A 17,278-nucleotide genomic window follows, 5' to 3' on the forward strand; every position below is an offset into this window, starting at 1 on the left:
TCAACAAGTTCGTTGACGAAGTCAAAGATTACTGCGTAAAGCGCCGAGGGCAAGGGGTTTCCGGGGAAATGGGAAACCCCGCGATGCTGCCAGGTCGGGGGTCCGCCAGCATCACGGGGTCGTACTGGGTATCGACGCCCCTCCGGGCGGCGTTACACCATGAGCACATTGTGGCCTACGTCACTCGAATGGGCGACCGGCCACGGGGTGAGAGATCAGCGCATGTAGCCCGAGCGAGCCTGCGCGATCGCGATGAGTTCCTGACGGACCGTCGCGGTGGCGGCGGTGTCGATCGCCCGGTTCAGCGCCCGGCGAGTGCGAGCCTCGGCGCGACGGGCACGGAGCTTGGCGGCGATGTTGTTCATCGGTTTCTGCATCCCCTTCTAGGGTCTTGGTGGCTTGTAGGTCTAGTATGCGCCTTTTTTCACAAGGACGCCAATGAATATCCGGTGACCTCGCACACTTGCCGATGAATCATCGGCAAACATGGGTATGGGCCGGAGAGATTCAGGGTGGCGGCGGTCACGGCGAAGCAACCGGCTACAGCTTTATAGATCTCTATAGTGAATACACAATACAATCGTAGCGACGCTCATAGACCGCGAGAGAGCCGGAAAAGCCCAGGTCAGTCGCGGCCGAGCAGGTAGTGGCCGAAGTGCGGCACGGTGAAGGCGATCTGTCCCCGCTCGGCGGAGTACACGAGGCCCTTCTTCATCAGGCTGTCGCGCGCCGGCGACAGCGACGACGGCTTCCGCCCGAGGAACACGGCGACGTCGGCGGTGCCGGCGGGCTCGTCGCGGCCCTGGGTGAGCGAGGCCATCGCCTGCAGGTACTCCCGCTCGGCCGGCGTCGCGCGCTCGTAGCGCGAGCCGAAGAACCCGACCGCGAGCTCCGACTCCGCCTCGGGCGCGGCGACCTGGACGTCCTTGACGGTGATCGGGTCGGACGGCGCCGCGTCCCAGGCCGCCTTGCCGTAAGCCTGGATGAAGTACGGGTAGCCGCCGGAGGCGTCGAAGAGCGCGTCGAGGGCCTCCGGCTCGATGCCGGCGTCCTCCCGCTCGATCGGCGCCATCACGGCGAAGTCGGCGTCCTCGCGGCTGAGCCGGTCGATGCGTGCGTACCGGAACAGCCGCTCCGAGTAGGACTTCGACGCGGAAAGAACGGCGGGCACGTGCGGCAGCCCGGCCCCCACCACGACGAGCGGCGCCCCGGACTGCGAGAGTTCGTGACAGGCGGCGCACAACGCCGAGACGTCGTCCGGCTGCAGGTCCTGGATCTCGTCGATGAGCAGCGCCACGCCGGTCCCGACGTCCGCGGCCAGCTCGGCGACGTCGGTGAACAGCTCGACGAGGTCGATCTCGATGTCCCCGGAGTCGGCCCGCCCCTGCGCGGCGGGCACGTCGATGCCGGGCTGCCACCGGTCCCGCAGCTTGGCGTCCGGCTTGTTGGCCCGCAGCGCAAAGGCCTTCAGGACCCCGAGCACCTCTTCGACCCGATCCGGCGCCCGATGCCGCACGGCGAGGTCCCGGATGGCCCGGTGCAGCGCGGCGGAGAGCGGCCGCCGCAACTCGGCATCCGGCCGCGCTTCGATCTTCCCGGCCCCCCACTTGTGCCGCACGGCCATCGCCCGCAGTTCCCCGAGCAGCACGGTCTTCCCGACACCCCGCAACCCGGTGAGGACGAGACTGCGTTCGGGTCTCCCCCGCGCAACACGTTCGAGAACGACTTCGAAGGCCTTGAGCTCACGTTCCCGCCCAGCCAGCTCAGGCGGCCGTTGCCCCGCGCCCGGCGCGAAGGGGTTGCGGATGGGGTCCACTCTGCCAAGCTATCGGCGTTTCTAGGGTGAACCCGATATTCCGCCATAGACGCCTAGCGCGTGTCGCCGAGGTTCGACCGGTCGGCCCAACGATCACCGGCGGGATTCGAGGTGGGTGCCGTGGTGACCGGCACGGTCTCGCTTCGTCGACGCTCTGCGTCTGCCGCGGGAGGCGGAGGCATGGCGCCCATCGGCACGATCCGGCGCACCCTGCTCCGCCCGGATACATAGAGCCGAACAGGTCTGCAGCCCTGGTCGGCTCTACCCCCAGTGCGCCGATACGACGCATCACTGGTCGTTCAGGTTCCGTTCCGCGTAGATCTTCATCGCGTCCCGGACGAATTCCGCCGTCGCGCCCTCGAAGCCGTACCGCGAGTCGTCCACATACAACTGCCCGAGGCCCGCGAAGTACCCCGCCGACACCGACGAGACCGCCGGCCGCAGCCACGCGTGCAGCCGCCCCGTGATCGCCTGGACCTCGGCCGAACCCGGCGCCGCACCCGAAGTGAGCGCCGCGCCGAACGCCGCCGCGATGTCCCGCTGCTCCTGCTGGTGGGCCTTCCGCTCAGCGGCCGACAACGAGCTCCACCACTGGTCTCCGCGCTTGTACGCGTCAGCGCCCCAGCGGCGCGTGACCTCCTCCTCGTAGCGAGTGTGGTCGAAGCCGTCGAACACTTCTTCTGCCATCAGTCGTTCACCTCCCTTCAGTTTCCGGAGGGTCGTGCGGACCGACTCGATCTGCCGTCCGATCCGCCGCTGCTCGCCTTCGAGCAGCTCCAGGTGAGTTTCGAGCGCCGCGGCGCTGTCGCGCTGCCCGTCGAGGACCTCGGCGATCGCCGGCAGCCCGAGGCCGAGCTCGCGCAGCAGCAGGATCCGCTGCAGTCGGACGAGCGCCTGCTCGTCGTAGTAGCGGTAGCCGTTGCTGCCGATCCGGCTGGGCTCGAGCAGGCCGACCGCGCCGTAGTGGCGCAGCGTCCGGCTCGTGGTCCCCGCCGAGCGGGCGATGTCCTGGATCGACCACTCCATGCCGACGACGATAGAAGTTGACGCAGCGTCAAGGTCAACCGCTAAAGCCTTCTAACCTTCTCTAGCAAAAGTGCTATAAAGAGCCAGAAAGCCCGATGAGGATTCGAGCACGGGCCGAGCGGGCATCCACGGAGTAGGTTCGACCAGGCAGCGGCCCGTACGAGGAAGGCTATGACCGTGATACTCCGTCGAGTGGCACGTCCCCTGCTCGCCACGATCTTCGTGACGGGCGGGATCAATGCGCTGAGGCAGGCCGAGGGCCACGCCAAAGCGGCGGAACCGTTCCTCAACAACGCGTTCGACAAGTTCGGTGACGTCGTCCCCGAGCAGGTTCCGCGCGACCCGGTGACGCTCGTCCGGATCGACGCCGCGGTGAAGATCGGCGCCGGTCTCGCGCTCGCGTCCGGCAAGGCGCCGCGGCTCGCGGCGGGGCTGCTCCTCGGCAGCCTGGTGCCCACGACGCTGTCGGCGCACAGCTTCTGGGCCATCAAGGACCCGGGCGAGCGCCAGCAGCAGCAGATCCAGTTCTTCAAGAACGCGAGCCTGGCCGGCGGCCTGCTGCTCGCGGTGGCCGACACGCACGGGAAGCCGTCGGCGGCTTGGCGCGCGAAGCACGCCGCGAAGGACGTCGGCGCCGCGGCCGGCAAGCTGAGCCGCAAGGCCGAGAAGCGCGCGAACAAGCTCGCGAAGCGGGCCCAGAAGGCGCTCCCCAACTGAGCCTACGCGTAAGTGCCACCACCGGGTGGCACTTACGCGTAGGACCTACAAACTACTTCTCCAGGATCGCGGTGACGCCCTGGCCGCCGGCCGCGCAGATCGAGATCAGGCCGCGGCCGGACCCCTTCTCGTGCAGCAGCTTCGCCAGCGTCGCGACGATCCGGCCGCCGGTCGCGGCGAACGGGTGCCCGGCCGCCAGCGACGAGCCGTTGACGTTCAGCTTCGCCCGGTCGATCGCGCCGAGCGGCTCGTCCAGGTCCAGCTTCTCCTTGGCGAACGCCGGGTCCTCCCACGCCTTGAGCGTGGCCAGCACCTGCGACGCGAACGCCTCGTGGATCTCGTAGAAGTCGAAGTCCTGCAGGGAAAGCCCGGCGCGCGCGAGCATCCGCGGCACGGCGTAGGCGGGTGCCATCAGCAGGCCCTCGTCGCCGTGGACGTAGTCGACGGCCGCGGTCTGCGAGAACGTCAGGTACGCCAGGACCGGCAGCTTGTGCGCCTTGGCCCACTCGTCGGTGGCGAGCAGGACCGTCGACGCGCCGTCGGTCAGCGGCGTCGAGTTGCCCGCGGTCATCGTGCCGTTCGGGCCGCCGAAGGCCGGCTTGAGCTTGGCGAGCTTCTCCGCCGTCGAGTCCGGCCGCAGGTTCTGGTCGCGCGTGAGCTTGAGGAACGGCGTGACGAGGTCGTCGAAGAAACCGCGTTCGTAGGCGGCGGCGAGCTTCTGGTGGCTGCTCGCGGCCAGCTCGTCCTGCGCCTCGCGGGTGATCTCCCAGACCTTCGCGGTCAGCGCGGCGTGCTCGCCCATCGACAGGCCGGTGCGCGGCTCCTCGTTGCGCGGGATCGCCGGGACGATGTGCCCGGGCCGGATCTTCGCGACGAGCTTGAGGCGGTCGCCGAGCGTCTTGGCGGCGTTGAGCTGGATGAGGATCTGGCGCAGGTCCTCGTTGACGGCGAGCGGCGCGTCGCTGGTGGTGTCGACGCCGCCGGCGATCGCCGAGTCGAGCTGGCCGAGCGCGATCTTGTTGGCGACGTTGACGATCGCCTGCAGGCCGGTGCCACACGCCATCTGGACGTCGGACGCGGGTGTCGCGGGCGAGAGCCTGCTGCCCAGCACGCTCTCGCGGGCCAGGTTGAAGTCCTTCGAGTGCTTGAGCACCGCGCCGGCGGCGACCTCGCCGATCACCTCGCCCTGCAGCGAGAAGCGGCTGACCAGGCCGTCGAGCGCGGCGGTGAACATGTCCTGGTTCGACGCCTTCGCGTAGGGGCCGTTCGACCGCGCGAAGGGGATCCGGTTGCCCCCGATGATGGCGACCTTGCGGACAGCTGGTGTCTTCTTCGGCGGCATGAACTTCACCTCTCTGGTCGGCTCTTGCACACTGTAACCTACTCAGGAGTAGGTTAGACTGCGGCGTGACGCAGACGGCACGGGAGGCAACCGATGGCTGACAGGTACCAGCAGTTCACGAAAACCCCGCTGGGGAAGTTCGTGGTGCCGAAGCTCGGCCTGCCGAACCCCGCGACGCTGCGCCGGTACAAGCCCGGGCAACCCGCCCTCGAGGGTCCCGCACTCCTCGGCGCCGCGCCCGGCGGACGGCTGGAGAAAACCCTCCGCGACCAGCTGGCCGACGCCGGCATCGAGGTCATCACCACGGCCGCCGACCGGCACGCGGCGCTGGTCTTCGACGCCACCGGCGTCACCGACCCCGCGCGCCTGCGCGAGGTCTACGACTTCTTCCACCCGGTGATTCGCAGCGTCGGCCCGTCCGGCCGGGTCGTCGTCCTGGGCACCCCACCGGAGCAGGTCGAGGGCCGGGAGCGGATCGCCCAGCGTGCGCTCGAAGGGTTCATCCGTTCGGTGGGCAAGGAGCTGAAGCGCGGCGCGACCGCCCAGCTCGTGTACGTCGCCGACGGCGCGGAAGAGGCCACGGACTCGACGCTGCGCTTCCTGCTCTCGGCGAAGTCGGCCTTCGTCGACGCGCAGGTGATCCGGATCGGCACCGAGAGCAAGACGGCCACCGCGCCGGCCGACTGGGAGAAGCCCTTGGCCGGCAAGGTCGCGCTGGTCACCGGCGCGTCCCGCGGCATCGGCGCGGCGATCGCCGAGGTGCTGGCCCGCGACGGCGCGCACGTCGTCGCGCTCGACATCCCCGCCCAGGGCGGCGACCTTTCGAAGGTGGCCAACAAGGTCGGCGGGTCGTCGCTGCAGCTCGACATCACTTCGCCGAGCGCGCCCGCGAAGCTCGCGGAGTACCTGAAGGAGCGGCACGGCGGCGTCGACGTCGTCGTGCACAACGCGGGCATCACGCGCGACAAGACGCTGGGCAACATGAGCGAGAGCGCGTGGGACTCGGTGATCGCGGTGAACCTGGCCGCGCAGCTCGCGGTGAACGACAAGCTGCTCGGCGACAAGGTGCTGAACGAGAACGGCCGCATCATCGGCGTCTCGTCGATCGCGGGCATCGCCGGCAACGTCGGCCAGACGAACTACGCGACGTCGAAGGCGGGCGTGATCGGCATGGTGAACGTCGGCGCGCCGCAGCTGGCGGCGTACGGCGGCACGATCAACGCCGTCGCGCCCGGGTTCATCGAGACCAAGATGACGGCCGCGGTGCCGCTGTTCATCCGCGAAGCCGGGCGGCGGCTGTCCAGCCTCGGCCAGGGCGGGCTACCGGTCGACGTCGCCGAGACGATCGCCTGGTACGCGAACCCGGCGTCGGCCGCGGTGAACGGCAACGTGGTCCGCGTCTGCGGCCAGGCCCTGCTGGGGGCGTGACGTGGCGATCCGCGAACTCGACAGCACGCCGAGCCTGGCAACGCTGTACCCGAAGGCGCTGCTCGGCGGCGTGCTGCGCAAGCCGTCCGGTGCCGAGCTGCCCGACACCGAGCTGGTGCGCACCGGCGTCGTCGTCGACCCGGCGCACCTGGCCGCGTACAACACGGTGTGCGGCTTCCGGCTGAGCGACGAGCTGCCGGCGACGTACCCGCACATGCTGGCGTTCCCGCTGCAGATGGCGCTGATGACGGAGCCGGGATTCCCGTTCCCGCTGCTCGGCATGGTGCACGTGGCGAACCGGATCACCCAGCACCGCCCGTTGCGGGTGGGCGAGCCGCTGACGGTGCGCGTCCGGGCGGAGAACCTGCGTCCGCACGAGAAGGGCCGTCAGTTCGACGTCATCAGCGAGGCCTGGGTCGGTGATCACCTCGCTTGGTCCGACGTCAGCACGTACCTGCGGCGCGGCTCGGGCTCGGGCTCTTCGCGTCGCGAGCAGCTGGCCCCGCCGACGCCGGACGCGATCTGGCGCGTCCCGGGCGACATCGGCCGGCGCTACGCGGAGGTGTCGGGCGACCGCAACCCGATCCACCTGCACCCGCTGACGGCCCGCCTCTTCGGCTTCCCCCGCGCGATCGCGCACGGCATGTGGACGAAGGCCCACGCGCTGGCGGCGTTCGAAGGCCGGCTGCCGGAGGCGTTCACGGTGGACGTCCGGTTCAAGCAGCCGGTGCTGCTGCCGGCCAAGGCCGCGTTCACGTCCTGGGCTGTTTCGGAGGGCTGGGCCTTCGAGCTGTGGAGCGGGTCGAAGCCGAACCTGGAGGGGACGATCAGGTCACTCTGACGGCTTCCAGACCGCGCCTTCGATGAGGTCGTTGAAGCCCAGCCAGACGAGGTTCATCAGCCAGGAAGCCAGCACGCCGTCCGAGATGTCGGGGTGGTCGAGGGCCCAGTCGGCCAGCGACTCGGCCCCTCCGACGAGGGACGCGGCCAGGCCTTCGCCGGAGAATTCGGCCTGCTCCCCGACGCCCTTGCGGGTGCCGGCCGAGACGACGAGCGCGGCGACCAGTTGGATCGCGCGTGCCCGCATGTCGGTGATCTCGGCGGCGAAGGCCCCGCCGACGGTGAGGGCCTGGCGGTGCAGGACCGTCCAGGACTCGCGGTACTCGGCGACGAAGCGGTAGAAGGACCGCAGGCCGTGCCAGAGCTGCATGTCCGGTGGCAGGTCGGGCTGCACGCCGGCCTGGATGGCCTCGAGCAGGCGCGTCGCCTCGCGGCGGATGCACGCGCCGAAGAGGTCCTCTTTGGAGCCGAGGTAGGTGTAGATCATCGGCTTCGAGACGCCGGCGACGTCGGAGATCTCGTCCATCGACGCGGCGTGGTAGCCGTGGCGCGAGAAGACCTGGACGGCCGCGTCCAGGATCTGCCGCTCACGCACCGCACGCGGCAGCCGCCTGGCCCGTTCGGGCGGACGCTGATCTTCCTCTGACACGCTGGACCTCCTTGTTGCTGCCCGGAGACGGTACCGGCAGCGGACCCGTCAGGGTGATTTCGGCACGCTTGCCCGCCTACCTACTGGCAAGTAGTATTACTCTTGGGTAACTGGAGAGGGGTGACCATGGCCGAAAACGCCGGGATGACCAGCGCCGATCGGATCGCGGACCTCCGTGGAGCGGCGCTGCTCGACGCACTGGAGCGGCTCGACCCGCTGGGCCCGGAGGCCCACGCCCTCGACGTCAACGTGCTCGCCGAAGCGGTCGACCCGGCCGAGCTCCGCAAGGACGACTTCAGGCGGTTCTTGAAGGCACTGCTCACGCTGGCTTCGCGTGCTCCGGCGTTCGACCTGAGCAAGGTGGAGCCGGCCCGTTTCGCGTCCCTGGTGGCCTCGGCGTCGCGCGCACAGCTGGAGAGCGTCGTCGCGGACAGGTCGTTGAGGGAGCGCGTGCTGGACGAGATCTTCGCCCGCATGGGCGCCCACATCAGACCGGACCGAGCCCGCGACCTGCAGGCAGTGGTCCACTGGCGCCTGTCGGGAGGGACGGGAGAAGGAGGCTTCGACCGCTACGAGACGGCAATCGCCCACGGCTCGTGCACGGTCAGCCGCGAGATGCACTCCCCAGCGCGAGTGACCATCACCATCGCCCCGGCCGACTTCTTCCGGCTCATAACGCACCAGGCAACACCGGCGGTGTTGTTCGTCACGGGAAGAATCAAGGTCAAAGGTGATTTGGCCTTCGCGGCCGGCCTGATCGGTTTCTTCGACCTACCGAAGCCCGTATAGTCCGCCCGTGCCCCGAAACGCGAAATGGCGTCTCCACCGCCCCCACCGTGCCCGTGGCGGCCACGTGGTGAACGCGTTCGCGGAGAAGCTGGCCATCGATCGCCTGACGCCTCCGCAGTTCGTCCAGGTGCTGGAAACCCTGCACATGCTGGGCTCCGCGGGCGCCGGCATCGAGCTGAGCTCCCTGTCGACGGACGTCCTGGTCGACGTGGTCCGCAGGGCATCCCGCGAACAGCTGAAGGCAATTGCTTCTCATTCAGAGTTGCGCGCGGTGTTCCTGGACGAGATTTTCCGCCGAATGTCGGAGCATTTCTCGCCGGTTCGCGCACGGCACGTCGATTTCGTGGTTTCCTGGCGCTTTTCGGAAGGCTCGGGCGAGGACGGTTTCGACCGCTTCCAGACGGTGATCGAAGACGGGGTGTGCGTGTCGTCGACAGACCTGTCCCGCACCCCGGACACGACGATCACGCTGTCGGTGGACGACTTCATCCGGATGGCCACGGGCAACGCCGCGGTGGCAGCGATGTTCGTGACGGGCCGGGTGAAGGTGAAGGGCGAGTACGCGCCGGCGGTGCGCTTCTCGAGTTACTTCGACATCCCCAAGCCATCCGTGGACTAGCTGTCGCAGCCCGGTGACACCAAACTGTCGGTGCCCACCTTTAGGGTGGCTTCATGAGTAGCCCTGGTGAAGCCGAGAAGTTTCCGTTGGGGGAGATCCCCGGAGTGACCGTGGGGATGATCTTCGTGGACCGCGGTGCGCTGGCAGCTGCTGGTGTCCACCGGGAACGACAGGCCGGCATCACGGGAACGGCTGCTCGCGGCGCTGAGTCGATCGTCTTGTCCGGCGGTTATGCCGACATCGACGAGGGCGAAACCATCGTTTATACCGGGCACGGTGGTCAGAACGCTGGGAAGCAGGTGGAGAACCAGAATTTTCTGGACCGTGGTAACGCGGCGCTCAAGACCAGCATGATCAAGATGACGCCGGTCCGAGTGATTCGCGGCCGCGGCAAGACCAAGGCGCGCAACGCTCACATTCACAACCCGCCGCCGAGTGGCTACCGCTACGACGGATTGTACTTCGTTGACGACTGCTACTACGAGGAGGTGAAGGGTCTCCGACTCTGTCGTTTCAGGCTTTCCAAGGCTTCGCAGGTTGATGTGATCGCGACTCCTCTGAACACTCTCCTGGAGTCGGAGGAATGGCACAGCGACTTGCCGGCTGGGAACAAGAATCCTGGTAAACGGGCGTTCGAGGGTTCACGTGTTGTTCGTTCGGTCCAGTTGGCCAACGAGGTGAAGGCACTGCACGACCACACTTGCCAAGCGTGTGGCAACCGGCTCGAGGTGAGTGGTCGCGGGTATGCAGAGGGCGCTCATATCCGGGCGCTCAGCGGTGGGCACGACGGTCCCGACGAGCCCGACAACATGCTATGCCTGTGCCCCAATTGCCATGTCTTGTTCGACTATGGTGCGTTGATCGTGGAGAAAGACTATTCGGTCTTTCGGAACGGCCAGCTAATCGGCAAACTGCGTACGAATCCGAAGCACCCGATCCGAGACGAGCACCTGGAGTACCACCGCCAAAGGTATGCCGACCAGGTGAGCTAGCCCTCGATGACGCGCCCCTCGATCACGGTCGGCTGGTGGTCGTCGCGGCGACGCTGCTCCGACGACGACGACGGCGGCACCACCTCGCTGTCCACCACCATCACCGGCCCCCGGCGCTGATTGGCGAACCGCACCGCTCGCTTCTCCATCCGCCGCAACCACAGCCGGCGCGCCACCGCGCGTGACGGCGGCAGGATCAACAGCAACCCCAGGACGTCCGAAACGAACCCGGGCACCAGGATCAGCACCCCGCCCAGCCCGACCAGCATCCCGTCGGTGAGTTCCTTCTCCGCCGGGCGCCCCGAGCGGGCTGCGGCTGTGAACGCCCTCATGGCCTTGGCGCCCTCGCGGCGGGCCAGCCACGAGCCGATGAACGCGCCCGCCAGGAGGAGGCCCAGCGTGCCGAACACACCTACAGCCGAGCCCACCGCCCAGATTGCGGCGATCTCGGCGAAGACGTAAAGCAGGAACGCGACAGCCATACCCGGACAACGAACGACCTGTCCGTTTTGCTCCCGGGCCCCCGCGACGGCGACTAGGGTCACCCCACGTGTCCGACTGGCTCCGCTGGCTCCTGATCGCGTTTTGCCTGCTCCTCGCCTTGATCGTCGTGGGGCAGGGCCGCCGCCGGCACAAGGTCGTGCGGCGAGTTCGAAGAAAACGAGCCCGGTCCCAGCAGAAGATGGCCGTCTCCGTGCTCGGCTGGCTCGTCGTCGCCCTCGTCGTTGCCGGCGCCACCGGTGGCAGCCTGCTGTGGTTCCTCGGCTGGCCGCGCCTGCCGAGCGCCCAGGCCTTCGACGTCGGCCAGCTGCTCGACCTGCTCAAGATCGCCCTCTCCGTCGTCGCCGGGTTCGGTGGTGTGGTGCTGCTCGCCGTCAACTTCCGGAAGCAGCGGGTGGCCGAGGACGAACATGCCCTCGCCGTTCAGCGGGCCGATCGTGAAGTCGTGCAAAAGTTCAACGAACGCTTCGGCAGCGCCGCCGAGCAGCTCGCCAACGAGAGTCCCGCCGTCCGGCTCGCCGGCGTCTACGCGATGGCCGGCCTCGCCGACGACTGGGCCGACAAGCGCCAGGTCTGCGTCGACGTCCTGTGCGGCTACCTCCGCATCACGCGCGAAGGCGACGGCGAGACGGAGGTGCGCGAAGCGATCCTGCGCATGGTGCGCGACCACACCAGGGCGTCGGCGAAGATCTCGTGGTCCGCCCTCGACTTCGACTTCACCGGCGTCACCCTGGAGAACGCCGACTTCGCGCGGCTGGAGTTCCGCGGCGAGGTGCTGTTCGACGGGGCGGAGTTCGTGGGCGGGCTCGCGTCCTTCGCGGGCGCTGAATTCGGGAAGCTGCTCAGCTTCCACGGCACCCGCTTCGCCGCGGCCGAGACGACCTTCGCCGGGGCCACCTTCGCCAGGGGGAAGGCCGAATTCGTCGGCGCGGAGTTCGCCGGCGACAAGACGAACTTCGCCGACGCGCTCTTCCAGTCCTCGTCGGTGGCCTTCTTCCGCTGCCGGTTCACCGCGCCCGTGGCCGACTTCTCGCAGCTCGACTTCCTCTTCGGCCGGGTGGTGTTCGACCGCTGCGGCTTCGCGGACCTGGAGCTCGACTTCTCGAGCAGGTTCGGCTACGGAACCGAGGGCATGCTCCTGACCGCCGAGAACTGCCGGTTCGAGCGGTGCCGCCTGGAGCTGAGCCGGGTTGCCGGGCGGATCCGGTTCCTCGACTGCGTCCTCGACACCGTGACCGTCGTCGATCGGGACGACGAACAAGTCGTACTCCCGTGGCGCCGGGTGGAGCTGCGCGGCGGCACCCTGGTGCCGCCCCACCTCAGCGCGGCGAAGTCCTGATCACCGATCGCAGAACTCCGGCAGGGCGCTGTCCACCAGCTCGATGTCCTTCAGCGAGCCCACCTCGACCTCCTGCCGCACCGTGCCGGAGCGGACCGTCAGGAACAGCCGCCACGGGATGCGTGTCGCCGGCTTCGCGGGTGGGCAGCTCACGTGGAACCGGACCACGAACTTGATCTTGTGGCCGGCCGGGGCGGTGACCGGCAGCGGGATCAGCTTGGGCGGCGTGAACCAGTAGCCCTCGGTGAACCACCCGAGCGGCAGCTGCCCGGACTCCTTGACGCTCAGCCCGGCCGGCACCTCCGCCCGCACCGACTCGATCACCACGTCGGTGTCCTCGTCGTTGTCCAGGACCTGCGCGAACTGCAGGCCCGCGGCCCCGGTGCTCGAGTGGTTCTCGGTCTCCCCGGTCAGCGGCTGCCAGCCCGGTTCGCCCGGGCCCGGCTCCCACGCCAGCACGACGACCGTCGCCGCGAGGGCCACGACCACGAGTGCGGCGACCAGCAGCCGCCGCCGCGTCCAGAACCTCGGACGCAGCGGCGGCAGCACTACCGGTGGCGCAGGTTCGAACTCGAACTCCCCCATAGCCGGACCCTAGCCGCGTCGGCCCGGCCGCGGAGGCGGAATGCGCTAGCTCGGCACCTCGTCCAGGTACGCCCGTGCCTGCAGCGTGAACAGCTCGGCGTACCCCGCCTTCGCCGCCATCAGCTCCTCGTGCGTGCCGTACTCCGCGACCTTCCCGTGGTCCAGCAGCAGGATCCGCTCCGCCTGCCGCACCGTCGAGAACCGGTGCGAGATGTACAACGTGGTCCGCCCCTCGGACAACGACCGCAGCCGCGAGAACAGGTCGTGCTCGGCCTGCGCGTCCAGCGCCGACGTCGGCTCGTCGAGGATCAACAGCGGTGCCTCGCGCTGGAACGCCCTGGCCAGCGCGATCTTCTGCCACTCACCGCCGGACAGTGAGACGCCTTGGTCGAACCAGCGCCCCAACGGGCTGTCGTAACCGGACGGCAGCCGCTCGATGCGCTCGTCCGCTCCTGCCCTGCGGGCCGATTCCTCGATGTGCGGCCGGTCCTCCAGCCGCGCGAGGTCGCCGAGGCCGATGTTCTCCGCCGCCGTTCCCTGGTACGTCACGTAGTCCTGGAACATCGCGCTGATCCGCGTGCGCAGCTCGACCGGGTCGTACTCGCGGATGTCCACGCCGTCGAGCAGGATGCGGCCCGCTGTCGGGTCGTAGAGCCGGCAAAGCAGCTTGAACAGCGTCGACTTGCCCGCGCCGTTGCGGCCCACCACCGCCACCGTCTCGCCGGGCCGGATCTCGAAGCTGACGTTCTCCAGCGCCGGCTCGTCCGAACCTGGGTACGCGAACGTCACCGAGTCGAACTCGATGTGCCCGGCCACGACCGAAGGAAACGGCCGGGGCGCGGCGGGCGCGGTGATCTCCGGCTTCGTGTCCAGGAACCGGTACAGCGTGTCGAGGTACAGGTTGTTCTCGTACATCCCCGAAAACGCCGTGAACAGCCCGGACACCGACGTCTGCACGGACGTCGCCGCGGCGGTGTACAGCGCCAGGTCGCCGAGCGTGAGCCGGCCGCCGACCGCCTCCAGGGCGATGTACAGCGCGATCGCCGAGCCCGCGAGCGTGCTCAGCAACCCCCAGGCCGTCGAGCTGATGTTGCGGTTGATCGTCAGCTTCCGCTGCCGCTCGTACGAGACGACGCCCAGCCGGCGGAAGCGGTCGACGAAGTACGGGCCGAGCCCGAACAGCTTCGTCTCCTTGGCGTAGGTGTCCGTGGTGACCAGCGACGACAGGTAGTCCATCCGCCGCTTGATCGGCGACATCAGGAACGTCAGCCAGAAGGCGCGTGAGCCGTACTTGGACTGCGAGATGAACGCCGGGATCGGCGCCACCAGCGCGACCAGGGCCAGCAGCGGGCTGATCGCGACGAGCAGCGCGATCATGCTGCCGAAGGTGATCAACGTCCGCACGAGCCCCAGCGCGGAGTTCATCATCGACAGCGGCCGCGTCGGCGCCTCCTGCGCGGCTTGGCGCAGCATGTCGTAGGACGCGGACCCCTCGAAGTACGCCAGGTGCAGCTCGCTCGCGTGCGCCATGACCTGGTGGCGGATGGTCAGCGTCATGCGTTCCTGCAGCAGCGACTGCGCGATCGACGTCAGCGCGCTGCTGATCGCGGTCGCGGCGAGCACGCCGAACTGGAACAGCGCGACGTTGACGATGTCGCCGGTGGTGCCCTTGCCCTGGATCGCCGCGACGACGGCGTCGAGCAGCAGCTTCGCGACGTACGCGGTCACGGTCGGCAGGAGCCCCGAGAGCAGCGTGATCAGCGCCAGGAGGATCGTCAGGACCGGGCTGGCCTGCCATGTCAGCTTCACGACCTTCGGCAGGCCGCGGACCGTGCCCGCGATGGACGTCTTCGCGCGCTTCAGCCGGGAGCGCAGGTCCTTCGGCTGGTCGTCCTGCTTCGGTTCGGGAATGTCGACGGGCCCGGTGAGCCCGCTCTCCGGCACCGACACGGCGTGCCGGCGCCGGCCGCGCCGGGCCAGCATGAACTCCATGCCGCCCCCACCGCCCGGGATCACGGGGCCTCCACGGCGCCGTGCAGGAAGACGTCGACCACCTGGCGCGTGGTGGGCGCGTCGCTGTCCGCCGCCATCGGGCGGCCGCCGAAGAGCAGGGACAGGAACAGCGAGGCGAGCTGCTCGGGCGGCAGCCGCAGCCGGTCCTGCTCGGGCGTGAACAGCTCGGCGATCGCCCCGCGCATGGCGGCCATCGACTCGCGCCGGCTGCCCTTCCAGCTGGCGCGCCGGTCCTTGAGGCGCTGCTCGGGGTCGCGCAGCTTGTGGCGCCCGGACGCGTGCAGGGCGCCCATCAGCGCACCCATCCGCTCGAGGTGGGCGCCGAGTGCTTCGGCGGCCTCGACGAGCCGGTCTTCCAGCGGCTGGTCGAGCGGGATGTCGGCGATCGCGTCGAGGGCGTGGTCGGGCTTCAGCGCCTCGGCGGTGCAGGTGTCGAAGAGCTCTTCCTTGTCCTTGAACGCGCGGAAGATGGTGCCCTCGCCGATGCCGGCGGCACGGGCGATCTGGCTGGTCGTGACGTTGGTGCCGTGCTCCATCATGAGCGGCAGCACCGCGTGCACGATCATGGCGCGCCGGGCTTCGACGCTCATGCCCGGTGCTCGTCGCCGGGTTTCGGGTGCTGGTGTCATGCGACCAGTGTGCGGAGTGAGCACTCACTCCGTCAACCGCCCAAGCTCGGTCACGGTCCGTGAGAGGTCGTAACGGACCTGGTCATCCCCTCGACTTCAGAGCAGGCAACCGACAGAGGAGAGTGTCCGTGACACGCGGGTACCCGTTCGACGAACGCCTGGTCCGGCTCTTGCGGGACGGGCAGCGGTCGCTCTCCGCACTCGCCGTCCGCGGGCACCACGCCCTCTACGACCACCTCCGCGAGGTGGTGGCCTCGGCGATGAAGGTCGACGCCTTCTACGTGGCGCTGTTCCGCGACCCCGGGCACGTCCTCTACGCCTACCAGTACGACGGCTCGGTCTACGCCCTGCCGGGCCTGCGCGAGCTGAACCCGGACGGGCCGACGGGCTGGGTGTTCCGCAACCGCCGGTCCTACCGCTACCGCGACGACGGCGGCGCGGTGCTCGACCGCGGCATCCCGTGGGGCGACCGGGGCCGCCGGTCGGCGGACGCGCTCGTCGTGCCGATGCGCCGGACGGGGACCGACGAGGTCATCGGCGTCGTCTCCGCGCAGACCTACACCTCCGACAGCTACGGGGACGCCGAGCTGGCCGCGCTCGAATGGCTGGCCGAGGTACTGGCCCGGATGCTGTCCACCGAGGAGGAGAACCGCCGGTTCCTGGAGACGCTCGACGACGGCGAGCGGCCGGCGGTGACGCGGGTGCTCTCGCGGTCGATGGCCGACCTCGTGGTCGAGCGGGTCTCCGTCGTGCGGGCGGCGGCCGCCGAGCTGCGGGACGCGCTCGAGGCGGCCGGCCACCCCCTGCTGGAGCCCGCGCGCGAGCTGGTGCGGGAGTGCGAACGGCTCCAGGTCGACACCGCCGAAATGGAGTTCGACTCCTACCGGCAGGCCGCCGAGCGGTTCGAGTCCTTGAGCGCCCGCGAGCGCGAGGTCGCGGGCCTGCTCGCCGAGGGCCGCACGAACGACGAGATCCGGGAACGGCTGCACATCGAGCTGCCCACGGTCAAGACGCACGTCGGCAAGATCCTGCGCAAGTACGGCGTGCGGCAGCGTTCGGCCGCCGCCGCGGAAATCTCCGCCTATCTCGGCAGCGTCCGCCCGCCGGGGTGACTGATACCAAGTATGACGGCCCGGCCGGTTCTTTTTCAGACCATTTTGGACGGACTTCTTCCGTGGGCCCGGTTAAGCTTGTTCCGGGAGCGCGAGAGGGGTGCACTGTGTGGTCTTTCCTGGGTGCGTGCCTGCTGGCGTTCATGTGGCTGCTGTTTTCTTTCGGTATCGCCAAATTCGTGCTGTTGCCGCTGGTGAAGTGGCTTCTGCTGTCGGCTTTTTCCGCGTTGGAGGGTGCATCCGGTTATCAGAAAACAATTCGGCAGGGGCTCGGGTTTCCGGTCGCCGCCCTGCTGAGCCGGCAGCGGAAGGCCCGGCGTGGCGACCCGGACAGCAAATTCGACATCTTCGTCGTGGAAGTGCTCCTGAGCATCGTGGTCAGTTCGCTGGTGCAGGGACTCGGAACGACGATCTTGACGGTGTTCGCCGTCGGCGTCCTGGCGGCGATCGGGTTGTGGTGGATCGACTGAACAGGTGAGTGCGTGGTGGGTTTCGAGGTCGAACAAAGTGGCCGGCGATTGCCGTTCGAAGTGCGCGACACCAGCGGCGCCCTGGCCGCGAACGCCGGCGCCGACCTGGGTGACGTGGTCGTCGGCGCCCTGGTCCAAGCGCTCGGGCAGCCCGCGATCGCGTTGGCGCGCGCGGTGGTCCTGACGGTCAACCGGGGCTATTCCGAGATCCGGATCGAAATGCAGGGGGCCCGGCAGGACACCCGCATCAAGCTCTTCACCGTGACCGCCCAGCGGTTCAACCAGCACCTCCTGCAGCTCGACGCCGACCCGCACTGGGACCCGGAGGTGAAGCAGCTGCTGGACCAGGCGCTGCGGGACGAGCTGCGCAAGGAAATCGCCAAGCTGCGCCGGAACTGACCGGGACGGAGA

General features: G+C 68.8%; 19 protein-coding genes. 10 read left to right on the top strand and 9 right to left on the bottom strand.

The features are described from left to right. Window positions 1–215: 215 nt before the first annotated feature. From I4Q55_RS02555 to I4Q55_RS02565, 3 genes are all read right to left on the bottom strand, one after another. Complete coding sequence (locus tag I4Q55_RS02555) at window positions 216–377, bottom strand: hypothetical protein (RefSeq protein WP_003058002.1); 162 nt, start codon at window positions 375–377, stop codon at window positions 216–218. A gap of 248 nt (window positions 378–625) precedes the next feature. Continuing rightward, entirely contained in the window at window positions 626–1,816 is a 1,191-nt protein-coding gene (locus tag I4Q55_RS02560; protein ID WP_003058004.1) for an ATP-binding protein, read from the bottom strand. Window positions 1,817–2,104: 288 nt separating this feature from the next. After that, window positions 2,105–2,842: a MerR family transcriptional regulator gene (locus I4Q55_RS02565; protein ID WP_206784350.1), complete on the bottom strand. Its 738-nt coding sequence runs from the start codon at window positions 2,840–2,842 to the stop codon at window positions 2,105–2,107. A gap of 171 nt (window positions 2,843–3,013) precedes the next feature. On the opposite strand from I4Q55_RS02565, the gene I4Q55_RS02570 reads away from it, so the two are divergent. Further along, on the top strand, window positions 3,014–3,559 hold the full coding sequence (locus tag I4Q55_RS02570; protein WP_206784351.1) for a DoxX family protein: 546 nt from the start codon (window positions 3,014–3,016) through the stop codon (window positions 3,557–3,559). Window positions 3,560–3,611: 52 nt separating this feature from the next. Here I4Q55_RS02570 and I4Q55_RS02575 read toward each other — a convergent pair whose 3' ends face one another. After that, window positions 3,612–4,901 (bottom strand): acetyl-CoA C-acetyltransferase, encoded by a 1,290-nt coding sequence (locus I4Q55_RS02575; protein ID WP_206784352.1) that lies wholly within the window; start codon window positions 4,899–4,901, stop codon window positions 3,612–3,614. A 93-nt stretch (window positions 4,902–4,994) separates the two neighbouring features. Here I4Q55_RS02575 and I4Q55_RS02580 point away from each other — a divergent pair, with 93 nt between their 5' ends. Next, the gene (locus I4Q55_RS02580) at window positions 4,995–6,329 is read left to right on the top strand and encodes a 3-oxoacyl-ACP reductase (protein ID WP_206784353.1); all 1,335 of its coding nucleotides are present in this window, start codon (window positions 4,995–4,997) and stop codon (window positions 6,327–6,329) included. Window position 6,330: 1 nt separating this feature from the next. Next, window positions 6,331–7,170 carry a MaoC/PaaZ C-terminal domain-containing protein gene (locus I4Q55_RS02585; protein ID WP_206784354.1) on the top strand — a complete coding sequence of 280 codons (840 nt, stop codon included), beginning with the start codon at window positions 6,331–6,333 and terminating at the stop codon, window positions 7,168–7,170. Here the strand turns inward: I4Q55_RS02585 and I4Q55_RS02590 are convergent. After that, the gene (locus tag I4Q55_RS02590; RefSeq protein WP_043787198.1) at window positions 7,162–7,818 is read right to left on the bottom strand and encodes a TetR/AcrR family transcriptional regulator; all 657 of its coding nucleotides are present in this window, start codon (window positions 7,816–7,818) and stop codon (window positions 7,162–7,164) included. The two genes, I4Q55_RS02585 and I4Q55_RS02590, sit on opposite strands and share 9 nt — an antisense overlap. A gap of 126 nt (window positions 7,819–7,944) precedes the next feature. Between I4Q55_RS02590 and I4Q55_RS02595 the strand changes: the two genes are divergently transcribed. The 3 genes from I4Q55_RS02595 to I4Q55_RS50075 all read left to right on the top strand — a co-directional run bounded on the left by I4Q55_RS02595 (window position 7,945) and on the right by I4Q55_RS50075 (window position 10,218). Further along, window positions 7,945–8,607 (top strand): SCP2 sterol-binding domain-containing protein, encoded by a 663-nt coding sequence (locus I4Q55_RS02595; protein ID WP_206784355.1) that lies wholly within the window; start codon window positions 7,945–7,947, stop codon window positions 8,605–8,607. A gap of 67 nt (window positions 8,608–8,674) precedes the next feature. After that, the gene (locus I4Q55_RS02600; protein ID WP_206784548.1) at window positions 8,675–9,226 is read left to right on the top strand and encodes an SCP2 sterol-binding domain-containing protein; all 552 of its coding nucleotides are present in this window, start codon (window positions 8,675–8,677) and stop codon (window positions 9,224–9,226) included. A 53-nt stretch (window positions 9,227–9,279) separates the two neighbouring features. After that, complete coding sequence (locus I4Q55_RS50075; RefSeq protein WP_206784356.1) at window positions 9,280–10,218, top strand: YDG/SRA domain-containing protein; 939 nt, start codon at window positions 9,280–9,282, stop codon at window positions 10,216–10,218. On the opposite strand, the gene I4Q55_RS02610 is transcribed toward I4Q55_RS50075, so the two are convergent. Then, entirely contained in the window at window positions 10,215–10,700 is a 486-nt protein-coding gene (locus tag I4Q55_RS02610; RefSeq protein WP_206784357.1) for an FxsA family protein, read from the bottom strand. The two genes, I4Q55_RS50075 and I4Q55_RS02610, sit on opposite strands and share 4 nt — an antisense overlap. 68 nt (window positions 10,701–10,768) lie before the next feature. Here I4Q55_RS02610 and I4Q55_RS02615 point away from each other — a divergent pair, with 68 nt between their 5' ends. Next, the gene (locus I4Q55_RS02615; RefSeq protein WP_206784358.1) at window positions 10,769–12,058 is read left to right on the top strand and encodes a pentapeptide repeat-containing protein; all 1,290 of its coding nucleotides are present in this window, start codon (window positions 10,769–10,771) and stop codon (window positions 12,056–12,058) included. Here the strand turns inward: I4Q55_RS02615 and I4Q55_RS02620 are convergent, their stop codons facing one another. From I4Q55_RS02620 to I4Q55_RS02630, 3 genes are read right to left on the bottom strand one after another with little or no spacing between them, the layout of a single operon-like run. Then, on the bottom strand, window positions 12,059–12,643 hold the full coding sequence (locus tag I4Q55_RS02620; RefSeq protein WP_206784359.1) for a hypothetical protein: 585 nt from the start codon (window positions 12,641–12,643) through the stop codon (window positions 12,059–12,061). It lies immediately after the preceding gene. Between the two features lie 45 nt (window positions 12,644–12,688). Next, on the bottom strand, window positions 12,689–14,635 hold the full coding sequence (locus I4Q55_RS02625; RefSeq protein ID WP_206784549.1) for an ABC transporter ATP-binding protein: 1,947 nt from the start codon (window positions 14,633–14,635) through the stop codon (window positions 12,689–12,691). Between the two features lie 20 nt (window positions 14,636–14,655). Beyond that, the gene (locus I4Q55_RS02630; RefSeq protein ID WP_206784550.1) at window positions 14,656–15,246 is read right to left on the bottom strand and encodes a TetR/AcrR family transcriptional regulator; all 591 of its coding nucleotides are present in this window, start codon (window positions 15,244–15,246) and stop codon (window positions 14,656–14,658) included. A 167-nt stretch (window positions 15,247–15,413) separates the two neighbouring features. Between I4Q55_RS02630 and I4Q55_RS02635 the strand changes: the two genes are divergently transcribed. From I4Q55_RS02635 to I4Q55_RS02645, 3 genes are all read left to right on the top strand, one after another. Further along, a complete protein-coding gene (locus I4Q55_RS02635; protein ID WP_206784360.1) occupies window positions 15,414–16,397 on the top strand; it encodes a LuxR C-terminal-related transcriptional regulator in 984 nt (327 codons plus the stop codon). Between the two features lie 107 nt (window positions 16,398–16,504). Then, complete coding sequence (locus I4Q55_RS02640; RefSeq protein WP_206784361.1) at window positions 16,505–16,867, top strand: hypothetical protein; 363 nt, start codon at window positions 16,505–16,507, stop codon at window positions 16,865–16,867. 12 nt (window positions 16,868–16,879) lie between these two features. Next, a complete protein-coding gene (locus tag I4Q55_RS02645) occupies window positions 16,880–17,266 on the top strand; it encodes a hypothetical protein (protein ID WP_206784362.1) in 387 nt (128 codons plus the stop codon). The last annotated feature ends 12 nt before the right edge of the window (window positions 17,267–17,278 follow it).

The sequence above is a fragment of the Amycolatopsis sp. MtRt-6 genome (assembly GCF_017308975.1).
Lineage (GTDB): Bacteria > Actinomycetota > Actinomycetes > Mycobacteriales > Pseudonocardiaceae > Amycolatopsis.